Origin of the sequence: Amycolatopsis sp. CA-128772 (assembly GCF_002904295.1) — a bacterium.
Classification (GTDB): domain Bacteria; phylum Actinomycetota; class Actinomycetes; order Mycobacteriales; family Pseudonocardiaceae; genus Amycolatopsis.
On sequence record NZ_PPHG01000027.1, the window covers coordinates 169,623 to 187,989 of the forward strand.

Here is an 18,367-nt window from a genome sequence, read left to right on the forward strand (position 1 = left end):
GCCAGCGTGACGTCGCATCCTGCGGGGATTCCGGCGTAGTCACTACTCATCGTGGGTCTCCTCAAAATCGGTGGTGTCAGCGGCTGTGCTGTGAATGAACCCGCGAGCGTCCGGTGCAGGGTGCGGATGTCCCGCAGCTTCTGCGGATCAGGCGCGACATAGGTGTTTTCGGTCAGGTAACGGCTCACGGTGTCGACGTGGAGTGGGTCGTCGGTTGCCAGGACGGCCAGTGCGGCGTGCGCGGTGTCGTCGAGGTGTTCGGTGGTGGCGTCGTGTTCGTGCCACAGCCAGGTCGGGAAGACGTATCGGCCGTCAGCGTCGGGCTGGAGGCGCTCGATGGCGGGACCGCTTGTCGGATCGGTGTCATCGTGGAGTGCGTCGTGGTCGGTGACGATCAGGTGGTCGCCGTCCCAGCGGAAGCGCAGATGGTCGGAGGTGGCTTCGACGGTGACGGCGATCCACTCGGTGACGACACGACGAAACCGCGGCGTCACGGTGTATAGGCGGAGGCCGTCTTCGTCGTGGGCCGCGAACTCCAGCTCGCCCAGTTGTGCCGGGAAGTAGGGCTGGTCGTCGCTGCACACCAGTCCTTCGTCTACGCGGAGAACGTCGGGCGGAGAAGGTGCGGACATCAGGTTTTCCTTTCAGCGGACGCAGAACGCGTGGTGGACGGCGCGGACGAGCGCGAACCGAGAACGGCGCCACCGGCAAGAAACCCCGGCGGGGTAGCGCAGTTCCGGCGGTGCGGGAGCCTCGCCGGGTGACCGTGCGCCGGCTCGAAGACGACGCCGGCGCCGAGCACGTGATCCCGATGGTGGATGCCCAGGTGCGGGTGGTCGAGCAGTTCGCCGACGAAGCGCGCGCGAGCGTCCGGTGGTCGGCAATGGCTGGGTGTTCAGCACGGTCATCTTCCTCGTCGACGTCTTCCCGATCGCCCTGCTCCTCATCACCCTCCCGTCGCTGGCGGTGTCGTTCGAGGGACTCGCGGTCTTCGTGGTCAAGACGGCCGACTTGGGCATCACCCTCGCCCCCGTCGATGCGACATCGCGGCTGACGCTCATCATGTATTCGCTCACGCTGCTCATCGAGTTCCAGGCCTACGCGCTCGTCCTCTTCGGCGCCTACCTGCTCGGCCGGTCCTGGTTCCGGCCGGCGACCGCGGACGCCCGACGCGCCGCCAGGGAAACGTGCGCCGTCTCCGTCGGCTGGCCTGGCTCTGCTTCCCGGCCCTCGCGCTGGTCCTCCTCGGCGCGGCGTACGAGGCCGTCGAGATCTACTTCCTCGTGCCGCTGGTGTCCGCCCCGTGATCCATGCCCGACGTCGGCTGGCCCGATCGTGGCCGTTGGTGGAGGGGAACCGTGGCGCCGAGTGACATTCCGCTGGAAAGCTCCCTGCGAACACGGCCGACCGAGCTGGCGATCGGCCGGGCAACTCGACGGGGAATCGAGCGGGATGACTGACCACCGGGCTTCTTCGGTGACCTGCGCCGCGAGTGTGGGTTCTCCCGGTCGTGAGGCCCGTCGCGCTCCATCGGTGAGGTGTCGAACCGACGCGGCCCGGCCGGCGCCAGCTGTATTGCCCCCCGGCCGGGCGTGGGGCACGTGTCGATGCGTGGCATCCGACGCCGGCCGGGTGGTCGTCGAGCAGCGCGAGTGCCTGAGTGTCGGGCGGTCGAGGCGGCGGAGGCGACGGGCTGCGGGCCTATCGAGTCGAGCGAGCCGGGCGCAGAGCCCTGGGCAGCTGGGAGCAGACCGGGCCGAAGACGTTGGCGTTCGTGGTCACTCCGTCCGGGGACCCGGTCGAGCCGGCAGGGTTCGCCGGCATCGACACGGTGTTCACGTCGGTCGAACCTGAAGCGGACGCAAGCGGACGTCGTTCCACGGGATCTCGTGCAGGTCGCGGTGCACCCACCTGGCGATGCGGTCGATGAGCCACGGCCGGTTCATCTCGTCGCGCTCGTAGCCGAGCAGCCGGACGCGCCGGTTCGGGGCGACCAGCACCGCCCGGATGACCGGGACGCCATCGGAGCCGACACCGGTGATGAGATCGGCGATGCGGCCGAGCTGACGCCCTTCCAGGTCGTAGGCGGTCGCGCCCAGCAGGTCACTTGCGCGCATCGCGCGCTCCCGGGATCCGGCCGATCAAGTGGTCGCGCAGCCAGGTCTCCAGTGGCGGTTCGCTGAAGACTTCCGCGCGCAGCGATAAGGAGATGTGGCTGCCCACCTCGGCCACGTGCTCGAACGGGATCCGCAGCGGGGCGGGGGTCTCTTCGGCACGCAGCCGCGTCGCGACCGCCGCGAGCCAGTGCCCGAAGCGGCCGCCGATCCGCCGCCCGAGCGCGACCTGCCCGGCCAGCAACGCGACGATCCGCAGTCGGCCGTCCTCGCTGACGGCGAGTTCGACGTCGTCGACCTTGCCGACTTTGGTGCCGGCGAGGTCGAGGATCTGGCGGTCGAGGAGGTGGAAGTCGATCCGCAGCGGGTCGGGTGTGGTCATTGGCCGGCTCCCGTGATGATCATCAAGGGGATCGCGGCGAGGGCCGCGACGAGGATGACGCCGAGGTAGCCGACGCCGAGGATGTTGCGGATCCGGCCGTTGACCTGGTCTCCGAGGTACGCGCGATCGTTGGCAACCACGAGGATCGGCAGGTACGTCAACGGCAAGACCACCGCCGAGAGCAGCAGCGTGTATTCGGTGAGCTGGACCGGATCGATGGTTGTCAGCAGCAGCGCGGCGCCGAGGACGACGCTGGCGAGGACGACGGTGTGGAACCGGGCGGCCCGCCGTGGGGCGACGCGCTTGCCCCACTCCCAGCCGAAGTACTGGGCGACGGTGTAGCCCGACGACAGCCCGGTTTCCAGCGCGGCGCCGAACGTCGCGGCGAACACGCCAAGGATCACGATCGCCAGCCCGAGCTTGCCGAGGGCCAGGCCGACGGGCAGCGTCGTCTGCGTGATCGCGTCGACCTTCAGTGACGCGGGCTGGAACACGACCGCGGCGCACGCCATGATCGCCAGGGACAGCAGGCCGCCGAGCGGGAACCCGACGAACACGTTGATGCGCTCGGTGCCGAGGTCTTTGCGGGTCCAGTTTTCCTCGACTCCGCCGGAGGAGAAGAAGAACACCTCGTACGGTGTCATGGCCGCGGCGAACAGCGCGACCGCGAAGTACCCGTAGGTGGCCCAGTTCTCCGTCGGCGGTGGGCCCTCGCCGACCTGGCCCAGCAACTCGGGCCACGACAGCGGCAGGGTCACCAGCGCGACGACGAAGACGATCAGCGCCAGGCCGAGCAGGCCGAACACCCGCTCGAGGGTCTCGAACTTGGTGCGCCACAGGACGACCCAGAGCACGACGGCCACGACTGGTACCCACAGCAGGTAATGGACGCTGGTCGCCAGGTGGAGGGCGAGGGCGACGCCGCCGATTTCCGCTCCCAGGGTCAGCATTGTGACCAGGTAGGAGCCGGCGAGGTTCACCAGGGCGATGCGTGGTCCGAGCCGTTCACGGATCAGGTCGAACACGGGGCGGCCGCTGACCGCGGCGATCCGGCCGGCCATGTCGGCGTACACGCAGATCCCGACGATGCCGACGATGACCACCCACGCGAGCCGCATGCCGAACCGGGCGCCGGTCTGGGAGTTTGCGACGAGGTCGCCGATGTCGACGAAGCCGCCGATCGCCGTCAGGATCCCGAGGGTGACGGCCAGGAACTTCTTCATCGATGACGCTCCAGGAAGCCGGCCAGCAGTTCGCCGGTCTTGTGCAATCTCGTAGCCATCGCGCGCTCGTCGTCCGGGCTGACGTCGGCCGCCGCGGTGACAGCGGCAATCTCGGCGCTCGCTTCAGTTAGCAACGGCGCGCACTCGTCGTGCAGCGAGATCGAGGCGGTGTCGGGAATCTGCTCCGCGGTGAAGTCGTCGGCGGCCGTGGCCAGGGCATCGCGTGCCTGCCACAGGACGGACGACCGGTACGGCGGGAGCACTTTCCCGTCGATGTCGGCGGTGACCATCAGTTCGGTGGTGCGGACCTGGGAGAGGGATTGTTCGGCCGCGGTGAGCGCCGCGCTCCGGTAGTCCTCGGCCGAGGTGGGCAGAACGGACGGAACGACCACCGCCGTCGCTACGAGGGCGGCCACTGCGCTTCCCACCGCGATCTTCACCGTTCGGCGCGTCATCGGATCAGCGTAGTATCGGCTGGGCGACTCGGCTGATCAACGGGCGGGCCGCGCGCTCAAGCTGCGGGGTACTGCGCGCCTTCGAGCAAAGGCGCCAGGTGGACGGCGTTGCATGCGAGCGTGGCGTTCGTCGACGCGACGGGCTTCCTGCTTCTCGTCAAGGTCGCTGTAGTCGCCTCCCTGCATGGCCTCGCCGTTCCAGTACGTTCGCGCCTCGAGCCGGAGTGCTGAAGCCCGGCGTCGTTGGGCTGGCCACAAGTCAGCGTGACCTCCTGCGGAGGGTCCTCACGCAGGTGCTCGGAGTTCTCCACTGCGGCGGCCCGCGGGCCCGCCACGCGGCCAGCACCGTCGGGACGATGTCATTCAACATAGACCGGGCCGGCAAGGCCGATGGCCCTGGATCGCGGTCAAGCTCGGCGATCTTCTCCCGTATCGTATTCAGGCTTACGTTGCCTGGACGGCCCCCAGGTAGGCCGGTGGCGGCGGCCGGTGTTGTCGAACAGCCAGCCCAGTCGGCCGCCCCGCCCTCTGCTGGCGGGGCGAGGTCATGCTGACCGTGGTGCCGGCGGGAGTGGACTGGACCGCGGTGGCGGTGGCCAGGGCGTGGATGAGAGGCAGGCCCCGGCCGTGCCAGGGACCCGGCCGAGCCACCGGCTGCCACTGGCCGTGGTCGGTGACGCCGACCTGGTCGACGGACGGCTGCGCTGGCGGCTGAGCCCCTGAACCACGGTCCGGCCGGTCGCTGTCCCGGAACAGGAACATCACCGGGATGACCGCCGTCGGCGAGGCCTCGACCTGCCCGGTGGGTCGGATCCCACCGTCAACGTTGTCCGCAAGACATGTCCAGCCGCTGAATGCAGGAGGACCTGTGCCGTTCCGCCACCTGCGGTGGGCCGGCGCCTTGAGCCTCGGCCCACCGCAGGTGCGCTCATCCGTCCTTCCGGCTCCGGCCGAGGAAGCTGCCGACGACGCCGGCGCCGAGCCCGATGACGGCGACGATGACGACCGGGGTGAAGTCCCTCGTGACGAGCCAGGTTACCGTCATGACGGCAACCAACAGGACGACCCCGATGAGCCGACGGTGCCTATTCAAGCAGCTTTCCGTTTCGGGAGGAGAAGGAGCAGCCCAACCCGCTGGTCAGGCCGAGGGCCGCGTTGGTGGTGACGTCGTCCGAGCTGCCGCCGCCCACGCCGGTTCCGATGCCGGCGCCTTCCGGACCCGGGAGGCGGAAGAGCCGGTCCTCGGCGTCGACGTCTCCGGTGGCGACAACGTGTCGCAGGGTATCCGGTCAGCTGATCGCCATCGAGAACACGTGCAGGCCGGCGGAGGCCAAGGGGCCGCCGACGTCCGGCAGTGTCACCGAGGCCACGGACTTGGCCGCGTCGAGCGGCACCGACGTGGACCACAACCGGACATCCTGCTCGTCGCGGCCGGTCGAGGCGTCGTTGTACTTTGTCGGTGGCTTGTGGTGGTAGGTCATCGCCGCGGCCGGGGTGTTGCCGGCGATCGGGGTTGCCGCCCAGAAGTCGCCGAACGACAACGTGAAGCTCGAAAAGGTGCCGTCGGTGTACGTCACCGTCCCGGTACCGCTCTGGGTGCCGAAGGTCGCCGCGCCCAGGAACGACAGCTTGCCGCCCGAACCGGAGACCGTGATCTTCTGCCCGGCCGCCTTGACGTTGTCCGGGAAACCGTAGTATCGCTGCGGCCAGTCGAAACCCACTCCGCCGACGACCGCGCGCGGGTACTTGATCCCCGCTGCCTCCAGTGCCTGTCCGGAGAAGCTTCGGCCGCTCAAGGTGATGCCGCCGGCCTTCGGGTTCAGGTCGTTGCTGATGCCGACGTTGTCGAACGCCTCGCGTAGCGACGAATAGGTCTTCGCCGCCACGCCGGACGAGTTGTCCGCGCCGATGTCGACCTTGCCGTCCGCGCGTGGGACGGGGGCGCCGAAGTAGTCGCGCGTCCCCGCGTCGGCCGCGGCGGTGCCGGTGCCCAGGGCCGGGGAGCCGGTGGTGAGCTGGTAGCCCGCGACACTGTTGAAGCCGGTCGCGCTGCCGCCCGCGTAGTTGAGCTTCGGGTCGCTCTTGACCGCGCCCTCGTCCCCGGCCGGTGCGGGGAAGCCGCCCCAGTACAGGTTCGAGCGATAGGTGACCCCGGAGCCCGCCGGCAGCGATCCGCCTTGCGACACGAAGATGTTGTTGGCGAACAATGTCGTCGCCGTCGCGCCGATCGGGACCTTCACGTCGAACGGCCTGGCCATGCAGTAGAACGTGTTATTGTAGTATACCGACGGCGAGGACTTGTCGCCGTCGGCGGCGATCCGGCAGTCGTCCTGGGAGACGTTGTACCGGATGACCTGCTTGGCGTGGTAGTTCGGGTACTCCGTGCAGTGCTGGCAGCCCAGGAAGAAACCACCCGCGTTGTTGCTGGAGAAGTTGTACTGGTAGGTGCAGGTTCCGACGATCGCGCCGTCGCAGTCCCACGCCGTCGAGTCGTAGGTCGACGGGTGGTTGCGGGTGACCTCGTTGAACTGGAAGACCGGGTTGCGCGAGTTGATCGGCCACATGCCGGCGAAGTTGCCGGTCAGGAACGGGTACGCGCCGCCGCCGAGGTCGTCCGCCCGGTTGTACTCGACCAGCGGCGCGTCCGAGCCGTGCACCACGATGCCGTCGCCGCCGACGCTGACGATCTGGTTGCGCGCGACGAGGACGTCGGTGTGGTACTGCGCCGGCTTGATCGTGATCTTGATACCGCCGCCACCGGTGTCGTGGACGTAGTTGCCGGTGATGTGCAGGCCCGCGATGGCGCCCGCCGTGGCGTCGCTGAGCACGGAGATGCCCGCGGAACCCTTGAACCAGTCAGCATTCGTGCCGGTCTTGTCGCTCCACCCGGCCACATGATCGACTTCGAGGCCGGTCAGCACGATGTCCGCCTTGGCCGCGATCGTCGTGCTGCGTACGCGGACGCCCGCGCGTTCGGCGGTAGTGCCGGGGTTGGTGACCCGGAGGTCCCGGACGGTCCAGTGGCTGACGTCCTTGAGCAGCACGGTTTCCCCGCCCGCGCCCGCGCCGTCGAGCACCGGGCGCGCGCCGGTGCCGTACGCGCCCACGGTGATCGGTGAGCCCGGCGCGCCGGAGCCCGACGCGACGAACCGCCCGGTGCACGTGGTGCCGCGCTTGAACAGCACCGAGTCACCCGCGCCGAACTTCCGCCCGTTCACCTGGGACAGAGAGGTGAGCGGCGCGGCCTGGGTGCCCGAGGGCGAACCGGTGAACGAGCAGTCGACGTAGTAGGCGGTGGCGGCGGACGCGACGGGGGCGCCGGCGACCGCCGCCCCCACCATCGCCGCCGAGGTCAAGCCGACCTGCAAGGCACGGCGCAGCCGAGAACTCATGGTGGTCTCCTCTTCGTGCGGAGGCGCCTGGGCGGGGTAGCCGGGCGTCGATCGCCCCGGTCCGTTCCGGACCGTGGCGACCAGTTTTCGGGCCGGGAAACAGGCAAGTCAAGAAGGGATCGCTCGACCGAACACAAACGAACGTCACCGTGAGTTTTTGCAGATCACACCTCTGTGAATGATCACCTATCGAGGCCGGGCCCGCGCTCGTGTTCGTCTTTGACCGAGTTCGGCCGCCGGGCTTGTTCGTGAGGACGACGCCGCCTACGTTTCGGCGAATGCACTCAGCGCCGTTGCTGCCGCCGGCCGACTTCGTGCTCAGCCCGCACACCGGTTGGGGCCGCGAGCACTGGGCGGCGGTCGCCGACCACCTCGTGGACGGGATCCTGCGCCACCGGTCGCCGGGCGGCGCGTTCCTGCGGGTGCCGGGGCGGACGAGCTGGTCGGGCGCGGACAGCGACGGCCTGGAGGGCTTCGCGCGCAGCTTCCTGCTGGCGTCGTTCCGGCTGACGGGTGCCCAGGGCGAAGACCCACGCGGCTGGCTGACCGCCTACGCGGAGGGTTTCGCCGCCGGCACGTCCGGTGAGCCCTGGCCCGCGATCGTGGACCGGGGGGCAGCCGCTGGTGGAAGCCGCGTCGCTGGTCATCGGGTTGCGGCTGACCCGGCCGTGGCTGTGGGACCGGCTGGCGGACCCGGTGCGGCAACGGGTCGTGGCGTGGCTGTCGGCCGGGGTGCGCGTCGAGCCGGTGGACAACAACTGGTGGCTGTTCCCGGTGCTGGTGGGCGATTTCCTGGAGTCCGTGGGCGCGGGGTCGCCGGCCGGCCGGGCCCGGATCGAGCAGGGACTGGCGCGGATCGAGTCGTTCCACGCCGGACGCGGCTGGTACGCCGACGGCCCCCACCGCTCGTTCGACTACTACAACGGCTGGGCCATGCACTTCTACCTCGGGCTGCGGTCGTACCTGTTCGGTCACCCCGTCGACCGCGCGCGGCTGGCCTCGTTCCTGGAGGACCACCGGCACTTCTTCGACCACGACGGCGGCATGGTCCACTTCGGCCGGTCGCTGACCTACCGGGTCGCCGCCGTCGCGCCGCTGTGGCTGGGCGCGGCGCTGAACGTCCCGGCGTGCCCGCCGGGGGAGACCCGGCGGATCGCCGGCGCCACCCTGAAGCACTTCGTGGAGCGCGGGGCGATCCGGGACGGGGTGTGGACGGCCGGCTGGTACGGGCCGCACGAGCCCACGCTACAAGCGTATTCCGGAGCCGCGTCACCCTACTGGGCGGCCAAGGGGTTCCTCGGGCTGGCGCTGCCGCCGACACACCCGGTGTGGACGGCGACGGAGACCCTGGACCGGGGACCCGGGGTGGCCTCGCTGCCCGAGCCGGGGTTCCTGCTGCACCGCGCGCCCGGCGACGGCACCGCCCGCCTGGTCAACCACGGCAGCACCGGCCATCCCGGGGACCCGCTCTACGACCGGATCGCCTATTCCTCGCGGACCGGCCCGGCCGCCGGGCCGGCCGACAACACCTTCGCCGTTCTGGTGGACGGCGCGTGGTGCGGGCGGCCGTCACTGGAGCCGGCCGGGACCGGACCGGACTGGGCGGCGTCCCGGCACGTCGCCGCACCCGGGGTGGTGGTCGGCGCGGTGAGCGTGGTACGCGGGGCGAGCGAGGTCCGCGTGCACCGGACCCCGCCGGGCTCGGTCGTGCGCCACACCGGCTGGGCCCTGACCGAAGCCACCGCGACAGTGGGCGCCTTGGCCGTCCGCACGACCTCCGGTGCCTTGTCCGCCGAACTCGTCGGCCTGCTCGGCTACCGGGCGGCCGGCGTCGTGGACGCGCCGGAGGGCACCGCGTTCGGCGCGCCCGCCGTCGTTCCCGCGCTGGAGGGTACCGGTGAGCTGTTCGTCTGCCGGGCCGCTCTCCGGGCCGGCGGCACCGAGCCGCCGGCCGCCACCGCCGAACGCGCCGGCCGGGGCGTTCGAATCACGTGGCAGGACGGCACTACCCACGACGTCGACCTCGACGACCTCTCCGTGATGAGGAGCGATCCATGACCCTGTCCCGCAGGCACTTCCTGCTCGTGAGCGCCGTGACGACGCTGAGCGTGTCCGGCATCCCCGCGCTCGCCGCCGGCGACGCCTACGCCACTCTGCGCGCCCGCTGGCGCGACCTGCTGACCGGCGTCGGCTACAACGCGGCGGCGGAACCGTTCAAGTCCGCCTTGCAGCGCACCGGTCAGCAGGCGGAGGCGTACCGGGCGGCCATGAGCCCCGGCACTTCGTCGCTGTGGCCGGACCTGCCCATCGGCTCCGTCTCGGCCAACGTGACCCAATCGCACAACCGCTTGCGCACGATGGCACTGGCCTACGTGCAGCCCGGCACCGGCCACACCGCCTCACCGACCGTGCTGGCGGCGCTCAAGACCGGCCTAAAGTGGCTGAACGACCACGCCTACACCGCCGGCCGCGCCACCTACGGCAACTGGTGGGACTGGCAGATCGGCACCCCGCAGTCGCTGCTCGACACCTGCGTCCTGATCGACGCGCCGCTGCTGGCCGACCATCTGGCCGCCGTGGACCACTACGTGCCCAGCTCGCTGGTGACCCGGTACAGCGGCACCAGCACCGGGGCGAACCGCGTGGACCTGTGCCGCGTGCTCGCGCTGCGCGGGGTACTCGGCGCGTCCGGGGCCAAGCTGACCACGGCGCGCGACGCGTTGTCCCCCGTGTTCCCGTACGTCCTGACCGGTGACGGGATGTACCCGGACGGCTCGTTCGTGCAACACACCTACGTCCCGTACGCGGGCGGCTACGGCGCGGTGCTGCTCGGCGGCCTCGCGCAGATGCTGACGCTGCTGTCCGGTTCGGCGTGGGCGGTGACCGACCCGAACCGGCAGCTGGTGCTCGACGCCGCCACCACGACCTTCGCCCCCTGGATCATGAACGGCCTGGTGATGGACGGCGTGTCCGGGCGGGGGATCAGCCGAGGCGAGCAGACCGACCACACCCGCGGGCACGCCATCATGGGCAGCATCCTGGTGCTGGCTGCCTCCGGCCTCGGCACATCCGCCGAGGTCACGCGGTGGCGCGGGCTGGTGAAGGGCTGGATCGGGCGCGGCCGGTACAGCCCGTACCTCGACGACCCGGCGGTCGGCGTGCCGGAGCTGGCGCTGGCCAAGGCCGTGGTGGATTCGACCGTGCCCGCGGCGGCGCAACCCGTGGGCCACCGGCTGTTCGCCTCGATGGACCGGGCGATCCACCAACGTCCGCAGTGGATGTTCTCGGTCAGCATGTCCTCCGCGCGCACCACGTTCTACGAAACCGGCAACGGCGAGAACCTGCGCGGCTGGCACACCGGCAGCGGCCAGACCTACTGGTGGGGCGACACCTACGGCAACGGCCAGTACTCCGACGCGTTCTGGCCCACCGTGGACCCGTACCGGCTGCCCGGCACCACGGTGTCGCGCAAGACGCTGGCCGACGCGGCGGGCGGCGACTGGAGCGCAACCCGGCCCCCCAACACGTGGGCCGGCGGTGCGAGCGACGGCACCTACGCCGCGCTGGGCCAGGACGTGCGGGGCCTGCAGAGCACGCTGACCGGCCGCAAATCGTGGTTCTGCCTGGACGACCAGGTCGTGTGCCTGGGCGCGGGCATCACGTCGGCCGACGGCGTGCCCGTGGACTCCGTGGTGGACAACCGCAACCTCGGCGCGTCCGGAACCCACCCGCTCGTGGTCGACGGCACGACCCAGCCCGCGGCCCTCGGCTGGACGCGGCGGTTCACCGGGGCGAAGTGGATGGCTCTCGGCGGATTCGGTGGGTACGTGTTCCCGGGTGGTGCGACCGTGGACGCGGGGCGGTTCGCGCGGACCGGGCGGTGGCGCGACATCAACAAGGGCGGCTCCACCGACAACATCACCCGCCGTTACCTGACGCTGTGGTTCGACCACGGCAAGAACCCGGCGGGCGCCGGGTACAGCTACGTCCTGCTGCCCGGGGCGGGCGCCGCCGCCACGGCCGCCCGCGCGGCGAACCCGTCGGCCGTGGTGCTGGCGAACACCGCCGCCGTGCAGGGGATCTCGGCCCCGGGTACGCACGCGGCGAACTTCTTCGCCGCCGGCACGTGCGGTCCGATCACGGTGAACGCGCCGTGCTCGGTGCTGGTGCGGCGCGTCGGCGAGCAGGTCACGGTGACCGTCGCCGACCCGACGCGCGAGGCCACCACCGTGCTGGTCACGTTGAGCGACAACGGTTTCACCTCCGCTTCCGGCGACCCGACGGTCACCGTGCTGGACACGTCGGGCACCACGCGCCTGCTGGTCGAGGTGGGCGGCTCGCTGGGCCGCGGCCACACGGTGACCCTCGGTACCGGAACCGCTGTCGGCTCGCAGACCTTCCGCACCGTGCCCCCCTCCGCCGACGCCTTCGTCCGCGACGGCACGTACGCGGACACCGCCTACGGCACCGATCCGACGCTGGTGGTGAAAGCGGCCGCGGGCAGCGGGTACACCCGCCAGTCGTACCTGGAGTTCGACCTGTCCGGGCTGGCGTCCGCACCGACGCGGGCGGTGCTGTGGGTGCACGGTGCGGTGTCCGACGCCGACGGCACGCACACCACACTTTCCGCCAACGGGGTCACGGCCGCGTGGTCGGAGTCGGTCACCTGGAACACCCGGCCGGCGCTGGGCGCGGTCGTGGCGAGCCGGCTGGTCAGCACCGCCGCCGACTGGGTCCCGCTGGACGTCACAGCGTTCGTGCGCGGCCGGTTCGCGGTGGACCGGGTGGTGTCGCTGGGGCTGAGGGGGTCGCCGCTCGCGGTCGTGCTGGGCAGCCGCGAGGCCGCGGCCGGCCGGCCTTTCCTGGAGGTACTCACCTGAGCGTTTTCCGGATACGATCACCAGGCGATCGGTTCGCCCGGTCGATCACCGGAGGTGCGGATGGACGCCAGCCGCAGGCATCACGCGATCCTCATGGCCGTGCGCCGCGCCGGGAGCGTCCGGGTCGCCGAGCTGGCCGCCCAGCTCGGCGTCTCGCCCATCACCGTGCGCCGGGACCTGGCGGAGCTGGAGTGCCGCGGGGACCTCAGCCGAGTGCACGGCGGGGCGGTGCTGCCCAGCGCCGTCCGGGACACGCTCGTCACGCCGTCCGTGCCGAGGGTCGTGGGGCGGCGTCCGACGATCGGCATGGTGATACCGGCCGCGAGCCAGTACTTCCGCGAGATCGTGGAGGGCGCCCGGCGGGCGGCGCACGCGCGTGACATCAAGCTGGTGCTCGCGGTGTCGGACTACAACCTCGACGACGACCGGTCCCACGTGCGGCGGCTGCTGGAGGCCAAGGTCGACGGCCTGCTGCTGACGCCGAGCGAGCCGTTCTCGCGGCTGGCGCCGGCCCTGGACTGGATCACCGAACTGCCGATCCCCGTGCTGTTCGTGGAGCGCTCGCACGAGCCGGCCGTCAACCTGCACCCGGTGGAGTACGTGTCGAGCGACCACCAGCACGGGACGATCCAGGCGATGCGGCACCTGGTGGAGCTGGGGCATCGCGACATCGCGTTGGTGACGTGCCAGTCGCCGACCAGCGGGTGGATAACGCGGGGTTACGACGCGGCGGTGGCGGCGATGGGCTTGGCCACCGGCATGCCGCGCCACGAGAACCATACCCAGGCGGAGATCGCGCAGCGCTTGGACGGGTTCTTGGACGGTTTCGCGCGTTCCGGGGTCACGGCCGTGCTGGCGCACCCGGACGACATCGCGATCCAGGTGCTGCAACGGGCGCGCCGGCGGGGCCTGGTCGTGCCGGACGACCTGTCGGTGATCGCCTACGACGACGAGTTCGCGGGCTTGGCGGACATCCCGCTGACAGCGGTCGCGCCGCCCCGCGAGAACGTGGGCCGCCTGGCGGTGGAATTCCTGCTGCGTAAACTCCACAGCGGCCGCTCGGACCGCGCGGAACTCCACTTGCAGCTCCTCCCGCACGTGGTGGTGAGAGCCTCCACCGCCGCGTCTCGCCATGTAACCGCCGAAGACCACACGTCCGCCGAGACCCGGCTCTGACCGGATGTCGTTCTTCGTCCCGTCCGCCTTCGGGCAACTGCAGGCGCTCTGGGAGCGAAGTCCGGATCGAAGTGACTGGATATTTTGATCGCATGTGCTCGAGATGTGATCTGGGTCGGGCGGCGTATCTCAATCCGGGCCAGAAGTGGTTGAGGACGAGCGGCGCCGGAGGACGAGCCCGTCGGGCGTCGGCGGCTCAGCGGGATGACGGTGCGCGCCACACGGCTTGGCGCCCCCAGGAGGAGATCAAGTGATACAACTTGATCCTGACGTGGATTGTCCACGCGCGACGGCTCGAGGGAGTTGCAGGCTGTGACGGCGGAGGAACGGCGGGCGAAGATCGTGGACCTCGTTCGCGAGCTGGGCAGCATCCGGGTGGTCGCGCTGGCTGAACGGCTGGGGATGGCGCCGGTGACGGTCAGGCGTGATGTCGTTGCGCTGGCCGCCGCGGGTGTCTTGCGCCGCTCGCACGGTACGGTCTCGGTGCCGACACGGGCGGTGGATGGGCCCCGGCTCGTGCCCGACCGGGAATGGGTGGTCGGGATGCTGATCCCCGCGGTGGTCTCGTACTTCGACGAGATCATCGACGGGGCGCGAGCCACGGCCGAAGCGCTGGGCGCGCGGTTGGCGCTGGGTATTGCCCCCTACGGCCTCGGAGACGACCGTTTCCAGGTCGCGCAGTTGACGGAGTCCGGTGTCGACGGCCTGCTGGTCACCCCGAACTGGACCTCGGAAGGGCCTTCGGGGGAGGGGGCGTGGATCTGTGACCTGCCGGTCCCGACGGTCTTGGTCGAGCGGCGGGCTCCGGCGGCCAGCGCCTGCGCGGGCCTGGACTCGGTGAGTTCGGATCACCACCACGGAGTCGTGCTGGCCCTGCGGCATTTTCTGGCCTTGGGGCACACCTCGGTGATGCTGGCCGCCCGGCGTGACACGTGGACGGCTCTTCAGGTCAGAGCCGGCTACTGCGCCGCGGTCCGAGAGCTGGGGCTGACGTCGAGCCCGCTGATCGACATCGAACATCCCGGCCGTGACGCCGAGGCGGTCGCCGACCGGATTCGCGGCAACGTGGCCGAGGGGGTGCGCGCCGCACTGGTGCACAACGATCAGGACGCCATTCAGCTGATGCCGCTGTTGCGTGCGCGCGGCGTGCGTGTGCCCGATGACCTGGACCTGATTTCCTACGACGACGTGTTCGCGGCGCTGTCGGCGCCCGCGCTCACCGCTGTCGCTCCGCCCAAGCGCGCTGTCGGCGCCGCCGCCCTCGACCTGCTCGTGCGCCGTCTCGGCCGCCACGATCCGGCCCTCCCCGTGCACCACCTCGAGCTCTTGCCGACGCTACAGATCCGGGCTTCCGCCGGGAAAGCCGCCGCCGCGGACGTCCTGGGCTGAGGCTGCGTCGTTCAGGTAGCGAGCCGCGGCGGTCAGCAGCGGTGGAAGAGGCTCGGCGCGGGGAAACCAGGCCGCTTCGTACTCCCAGGAGACCCGGCAGCCGGCGGCCAGCAGCCGCAGGCACTCCACGATGGGCAGGACTCCGCCGCCGAGCCGCAGGGGTGTGCGGTCGTGCTGGCCGGCAATGTCTTTGACCTGGACGTAGCCCAGCCGCGCACCGAGTGCGTCGCGGGTCGCCTCGGGAGACTCGCTCGCCAGCCAGGTGTGCATCAGGTCCACAGTGCGCCGATCGACGGCCGGTCGACCAGATCGAGAATCCGGGCGACGTCGGCGCCGCCGCGATGGGGAGTCATGGGTCTCCGGCAGCACGCCGATTCCGAGGTCCTCGGCTTCGCCGGCGACGGCCGACAGGCGGCGGGCCGCTCGTGGGTCAGCCCCGCCCGGACACGAACCGGCGTGGGGAAACACCCGCACGTAGCGCGCGTGCAGGTCGGCTGCGAGCTGGAGGGACTGTCGAAGCCGCGCCAGGACAGCGTCGTCCGGGCCCGGCGCGGCAACGCCGATGTAGGTCGCGACCGTGAGAGCGCGGACTCCGCTGACCGCGCGGCTGTGCACCGCGGCCAGCCGCTCGGCGCGGGTCATGGCCGGGGAGATCGTCTCTCCCGGGGCACATCGCAGCTCCAGACCCAGCCAGCCCGTCCGGGTAGCCAGGTCGGCGGCCTCGTGTAGCGGCAGGCCGGGCAGGCCCAGCGTGGAAAAGGCGAGTCGCATGGTCGCACGGCTCCTCGGCGGACGGTGAGCGAAAGTTCGTGCGCTGATCGTCGGCGACGCCGAAAGCGTCTCAATCGATCGAAACGGATCGTTCGACAGCCTAACGCCGCTGTAGTCGGTCGGTGGGCTCTGACGTGCTTCATTCACCGAAACCAGGCCGACACCACGACTCTCGACCAGTCAGTCGAGATCGCTTTAGATCATTTGATTGATCGGTCTTGACGTCGGGCAAGGCTGGTCGCAAGATGGCGGAACTCACGCGAGCCCGCATCGTTGCGGCTGTGCTCGACCGACAGGAGCCGTCATGTTCACCTCTCTCCGGCGTGGTCGCGCCGCCGCCAGAGCCGTAGCGCTCGGGGCCGCTTTCGGCGTCTTGACGGGCCTGGTCACCGCTTGCGGCTCCAGCTCCGCGAACGGCGGTCCGGAGACCATCACCTTCTGGGGCTGGGCCAAGGGCACCGAGCAGGTGGTGAACGCGTTCAACGCCTCGCATCAGGACGTGCACGTAGCGTTCCAGCAGATTCCGTCCGGCGTGGCCGGTGGTTACGCGAAGATCTCCAACGCGATCAAGGCCGGCAACGCGCCGGACCTATTCAACGTCGAGTACGCCCAACTGCCCGACTACGTCACCCAGGGGGCCGTGCAGGACCTCACCGACCGGGTCCGCCAGTCGGGCCTCGACAAGCAGTACCTGCGCCAATCGGTGGCTCTGACCACGCTCGGTGACCGCGTCTGGGCGCTTCCGCTCGACGTGTCGCCGCAGGTGCTGTTCTACCGCAAGGACTTGTTCGCCAAGGCCGGCATCACCAGTCCGCCGGCCACGTGGGATGAGTACCGGGAGGACGCGCAGAAGCTCAAGCAGGCCGAGCCCGGCACCCGGATCGGTACCTTTTTCCCGGACGACCCCAGCACGCTTGAAGCATTGGCCTGGCAGAACGGCGCGAGCTGGTTCGGTACCCGCGGCGACAGCTGGAGCGTCGACCTCGACAGCCCTCCCACCCGCAAGGTCGCCGGCTACTGGCAGCAGCTCGTCTCCGACGACCTGATCCGCGTTCAGCCTTCGTTCAGCCAGCAGTGGACCGCGTCGTTGCAGAAGGGTGAGACCGCAGCCTACGCCGGAGCGGCGTGGGGAGCCGGCGTGCTGGCCTCCACCCTCGCCACGGCGCCCGGCGCCGCCGGTGCGTGGGCCGTCGCACCCATCCCGACCTGGGACGGCGCTCCCGCCAGTGGCATGCTCGGCGGGACGACCTTCGCGGTGTCGAAGGGCAGCAAGAACACCGACGCGGCGGTAACGTTCGCGACCTGGGCCACGACCACCCCGGAGGGAATCAAGGCCCGCATCGCCTCGGGGACGTCGTCCATGTTCCCGGCCTCCCCGGCCCTGCTTCCCACGGCCAAGGCCGCCTTCAAGACGGATTTCTACCGCGGCCAGGACGTCTACGCCCTCTTCGGCTCCGTGGCCCAGGCGATCAAACCGGACTGGCAGTGGGGTCCGGCCATGAGCATCACCAACAACACCTTGCAGGACTCCTTCGGCAAGCTGGGCAAGGGCGGCACGATCGGCGCGGCCATCACCGCGGCCCAGCAGGCCACCGTCGCGGAAATGACCAAGCGCGGACTGAAGGTCGCGCCATGAGCCGCCGTGGCACAGCCTCACCCGGTGGCGGGGGCAGCCGGACCCGCGCGGCGGCCTCGGTGCTGCTCGCCCCCTTCTTCATCCTGTTCGCGGCGGCGACGGTCGTTCCCATCGGTTACGCGATCTACCTGAGCCTGTTCACCGAGCACGCCTCGGGCCTCGGTTTCGGCGGCAGCGAAACCGTCTTCACCGGCTTGAGCAACTACTCCGGCGCGCTCGGCGATCCGTCCTATCGAGCCGGTTACCTGGTCATCGCCGAATACTGCCTGCTCTACATCCCGATCATGCTCGGGCTGTCGCTGGTCGTCGCCCTGCTGCTGGATTCCGCGCTCACGCGCGCGAAACGGTTCTTCCAGCTCGCCTTGTTCCTTCCGCACGCCGTGCCCGGCATCATCGCCGCGCTGGTCTGGACCTACCTCTACACCCCCGGTATCAGCCCGGTCCTCGGCGCCCTCGGTTCCGCCGGGGCCGACCTGGATCTGCTCGGGCACCCACTGCCGGCCGTGGTCAACATGGCCGTGTGGGAATGGACCGGGTACAACGTGGTGATCTTCTACGCGGCGTTGCAAGCCATCCCGCGCGAGGTGCTCGAGGCCGGCGTGATCGACGGCGCCGGCTCATGGCGGACCGCGGTGGCCATCAAGATCCCGCTGATCCGCGCATCGGTCGGCATGGTCGCGTTGTTCACGGTCATCGGCGCGCTGCAGCTGTTCACCGAACCCATGATCCTGCACGGCAGCGCACCCTCGGTGGCCAACGCGTGGACCCCCAACATGTACGCCTACACCGCGGCCTTCTCCGGCAACAACTATGGCCTGGCCGCCGCCTCGTCGGTGTTGCTGGCGCTCGTGGCCGCGATCCTGTCCTACGTCGTCACCCGGGCCGGGCGCAAACGGTCCGGACGTGCGCTGGAGGACGCCGCGTGACCCTCCTCTCCGACCGCCGGCCC

General features: G+C 70.4%; 13 protein-coding genes and 2 pseudogenes. 7 read left to right on the forward strand and 8 right to left on the reverse strand.

The features are described 5' to 3' along the window. The 7 genes and pseudogenes from C2L59_RS47060 to C2L59_RS13190 form a co-directional block, all read right to left on the reverse strand. Nucleotides 1-584 (reverse strand): hypothetical protein (locus C2L59_RS47060; RefSeq protein WP_233223455.1); only part of this gene is annotated, 584 nt, incomplete at its 3' end. Between the two features lie 1,085 nt (nt 585-1,669). After that, a pseudogene (locus C2L59_RS48885) lies at nt 1,670-1,881 on the reverse strand (fasciclin domain-containing protein); the annotation flags it as partial. Further along, nucleotides 1,836-2,117: a hypothetical protein gene (locus C2L59_RS13165; RefSeq protein ID WP_103349796.1), complete on the reverse strand. Its 282-nt coding sequence runs from the start codon at nt 2,115-2,117 to the stop codon at nt 1,836-1,838. The pseudogene C2L59_RS48885 and the gene C2L59_RS13165, both read right to left, overlap by 46 nt. Beyond that, nucleotides 2,104-2,496: a hypothetical protein gene (locus C2L59_RS13170; RefSeq protein ID WP_103349797.1), complete on the reverse strand. Its 393-nt coding sequence runs from the start codon at nt 2,494-2,496 to the stop codon at nt 2,104-2,106. Before C2L59_RS13170 ends, C2L59_RS13165 begins: the two co-directional genes overlap by 14 nt. Then, the gene (locus tag C2L59_RS13175) at nt 2,493-3,719 is read right to left on the reverse strand and encodes an NRAMP family divalent metal transporter (RefSeq protein ID WP_103349798.1); all 1,227 of its coding nucleotides are present in this window, start codon (nt 3,717-3,719) and stop codon (nt 2,493-2,495) included. The genes C2L59_RS13170 and C2L59_RS13175 overlap by 4 nt, the downstream gene beginning before the upstream one ends. After that, nucleotides 3,716-4,159 (reverse strand): hypothetical protein, encoded by a 444-nt coding sequence (locus C2L59_RS13180; protein ID WP_146060362.1) that lies wholly within the window; start codon nt 4,157-4,159, stop codon nt 3,716-3,718. The genes C2L59_RS13175 and C2L59_RS13180 overlap by 4 nt, the downstream gene beginning before the upstream one ends. A gap of 1,304 nt (nt 4,160-5,463) precedes the next feature. Continuing rightward, nucleotides 5,464-7,566, reverse strand: coding sequence for a right-handed parallel beta-helix repeat-containing protein (locus C2L59_RS13190; RefSeq protein ID WP_146060363.1), 2,103 nt, complete (start codon nt 7,564-7,566; stop codon nt 5,464-5,466). A gap of 278 nt (nt 7,567-7,844) precedes the next feature. Between C2L59_RS13190 and C2L59_RS50340 the strand changes: the two are divergent. From C2L59_RS50340 to C2L59_RS13210, 5 genes and pseudogenes are all read left to right on the forward strand, one after another. Next, nucleotides 7,845-8,135: pseudogene (locus C2L59_RS50340) on the forward strand (DUF2264 domain-containing protein); the annotation flags it as partial. A gap of 13 nt (nt 8,136-8,148) precedes the next feature. Continuing rightward, the gene (locus C2L59_RS13195; protein WP_103349801.1) at nt 8,149-9,624 is read left to right on the forward strand and encodes a DUF2264 domain-containing protein; all 1,476 of its coding nucleotides are present in this window, start codon (nt 8,149-8,151) and stop codon (nt 9,622-9,624) included. After that, nucleotides 9,621-12,446, forward strand: coding sequence for a polysaccharide lyase family 8 super-sandwich domain-containing protein (locus C2L59_RS13200; RefSeq protein WP_103349802.1), 2,826 nt, complete (start codon nt 9,621-9,623; stop codon nt 12,444-12,446). The genes C2L59_RS13195 and C2L59_RS13200 overlap by 4 nt, the downstream gene beginning before the upstream one ends. A 60-nt stretch (nt 12,447-12,506) precedes the next feature. Further along, nucleotides 12,507-13,622 carry a LacI family DNA-binding transcriptional regulator gene (locus tag C2L59_RS13205; RefSeq protein WP_103349803.1) on the forward strand — a complete coding sequence of 372 codons (1,116 nt, stop codon included), beginning with the start codon at nt 12,507-12,509 and terminating at the stop codon, nt 13,620-13,622. Nucleotides 13,623-13,934: 312 nt separating this feature from the next. Next, a complete protein-coding gene (locus tag C2L59_RS13210; RefSeq protein WP_199199052.1) occupies nt 13,935-15,011 on the forward strand; it encodes a substrate-binding domain-containing protein in 1,077 nt (358 codons plus the stop codon). On the opposite strand, the gene C2L59_RS13215 is transcribed toward C2L59_RS13210, so the two are convergent. Then, nucleotides 14,958-15,782: a sugar phosphate isomerase/epimerase gene (locus tag C2L59_RS13215; protein ID WP_103349804.1), complete on the reverse strand. Its 825-nt coding sequence runs from the start codon at nt 15,780-15,782 to the stop codon at nt 14,958-14,960. The two genes, C2L59_RS13210 and C2L59_RS13215, sit on opposite strands and share 54 nt — an antisense overlap. Before the next feature lie 304 nt (nt 15,783-16,086). Between C2L59_RS13215 and C2L59_RS13220 the strand changes: the two genes are divergently transcribed. Together C2L59_RS13220 and C2L59_RS13225 are read left to right on the forward strand one after the other, a co-directional pair. After that, nucleotides 16,087-17,418: an ABC transporter substrate-binding protein gene (locus tag C2L59_RS13220; RefSeq protein WP_103349805.1), complete on the forward strand. Its 1,332-nt coding sequence runs from the start codon at nt 16,087-16,089 to the stop codon at nt 17,416-17,418. Then, nucleotides 17,415-18,344: a carbohydrate ABC transporter permease gene (locus tag C2L59_RS13225; RefSeq protein ID WP_103349806.1), complete on the forward strand. Its 930-nt coding sequence runs from the start codon at nt 17,415-17,417 to the stop codon at nt 18,342-18,344. Before C2L59_RS13220 ends, C2L59_RS13225 begins: the two co-directional genes overlap by 4 nt. Nucleotides 18,345-18,367: the final 23 nt, after the last annotated feature.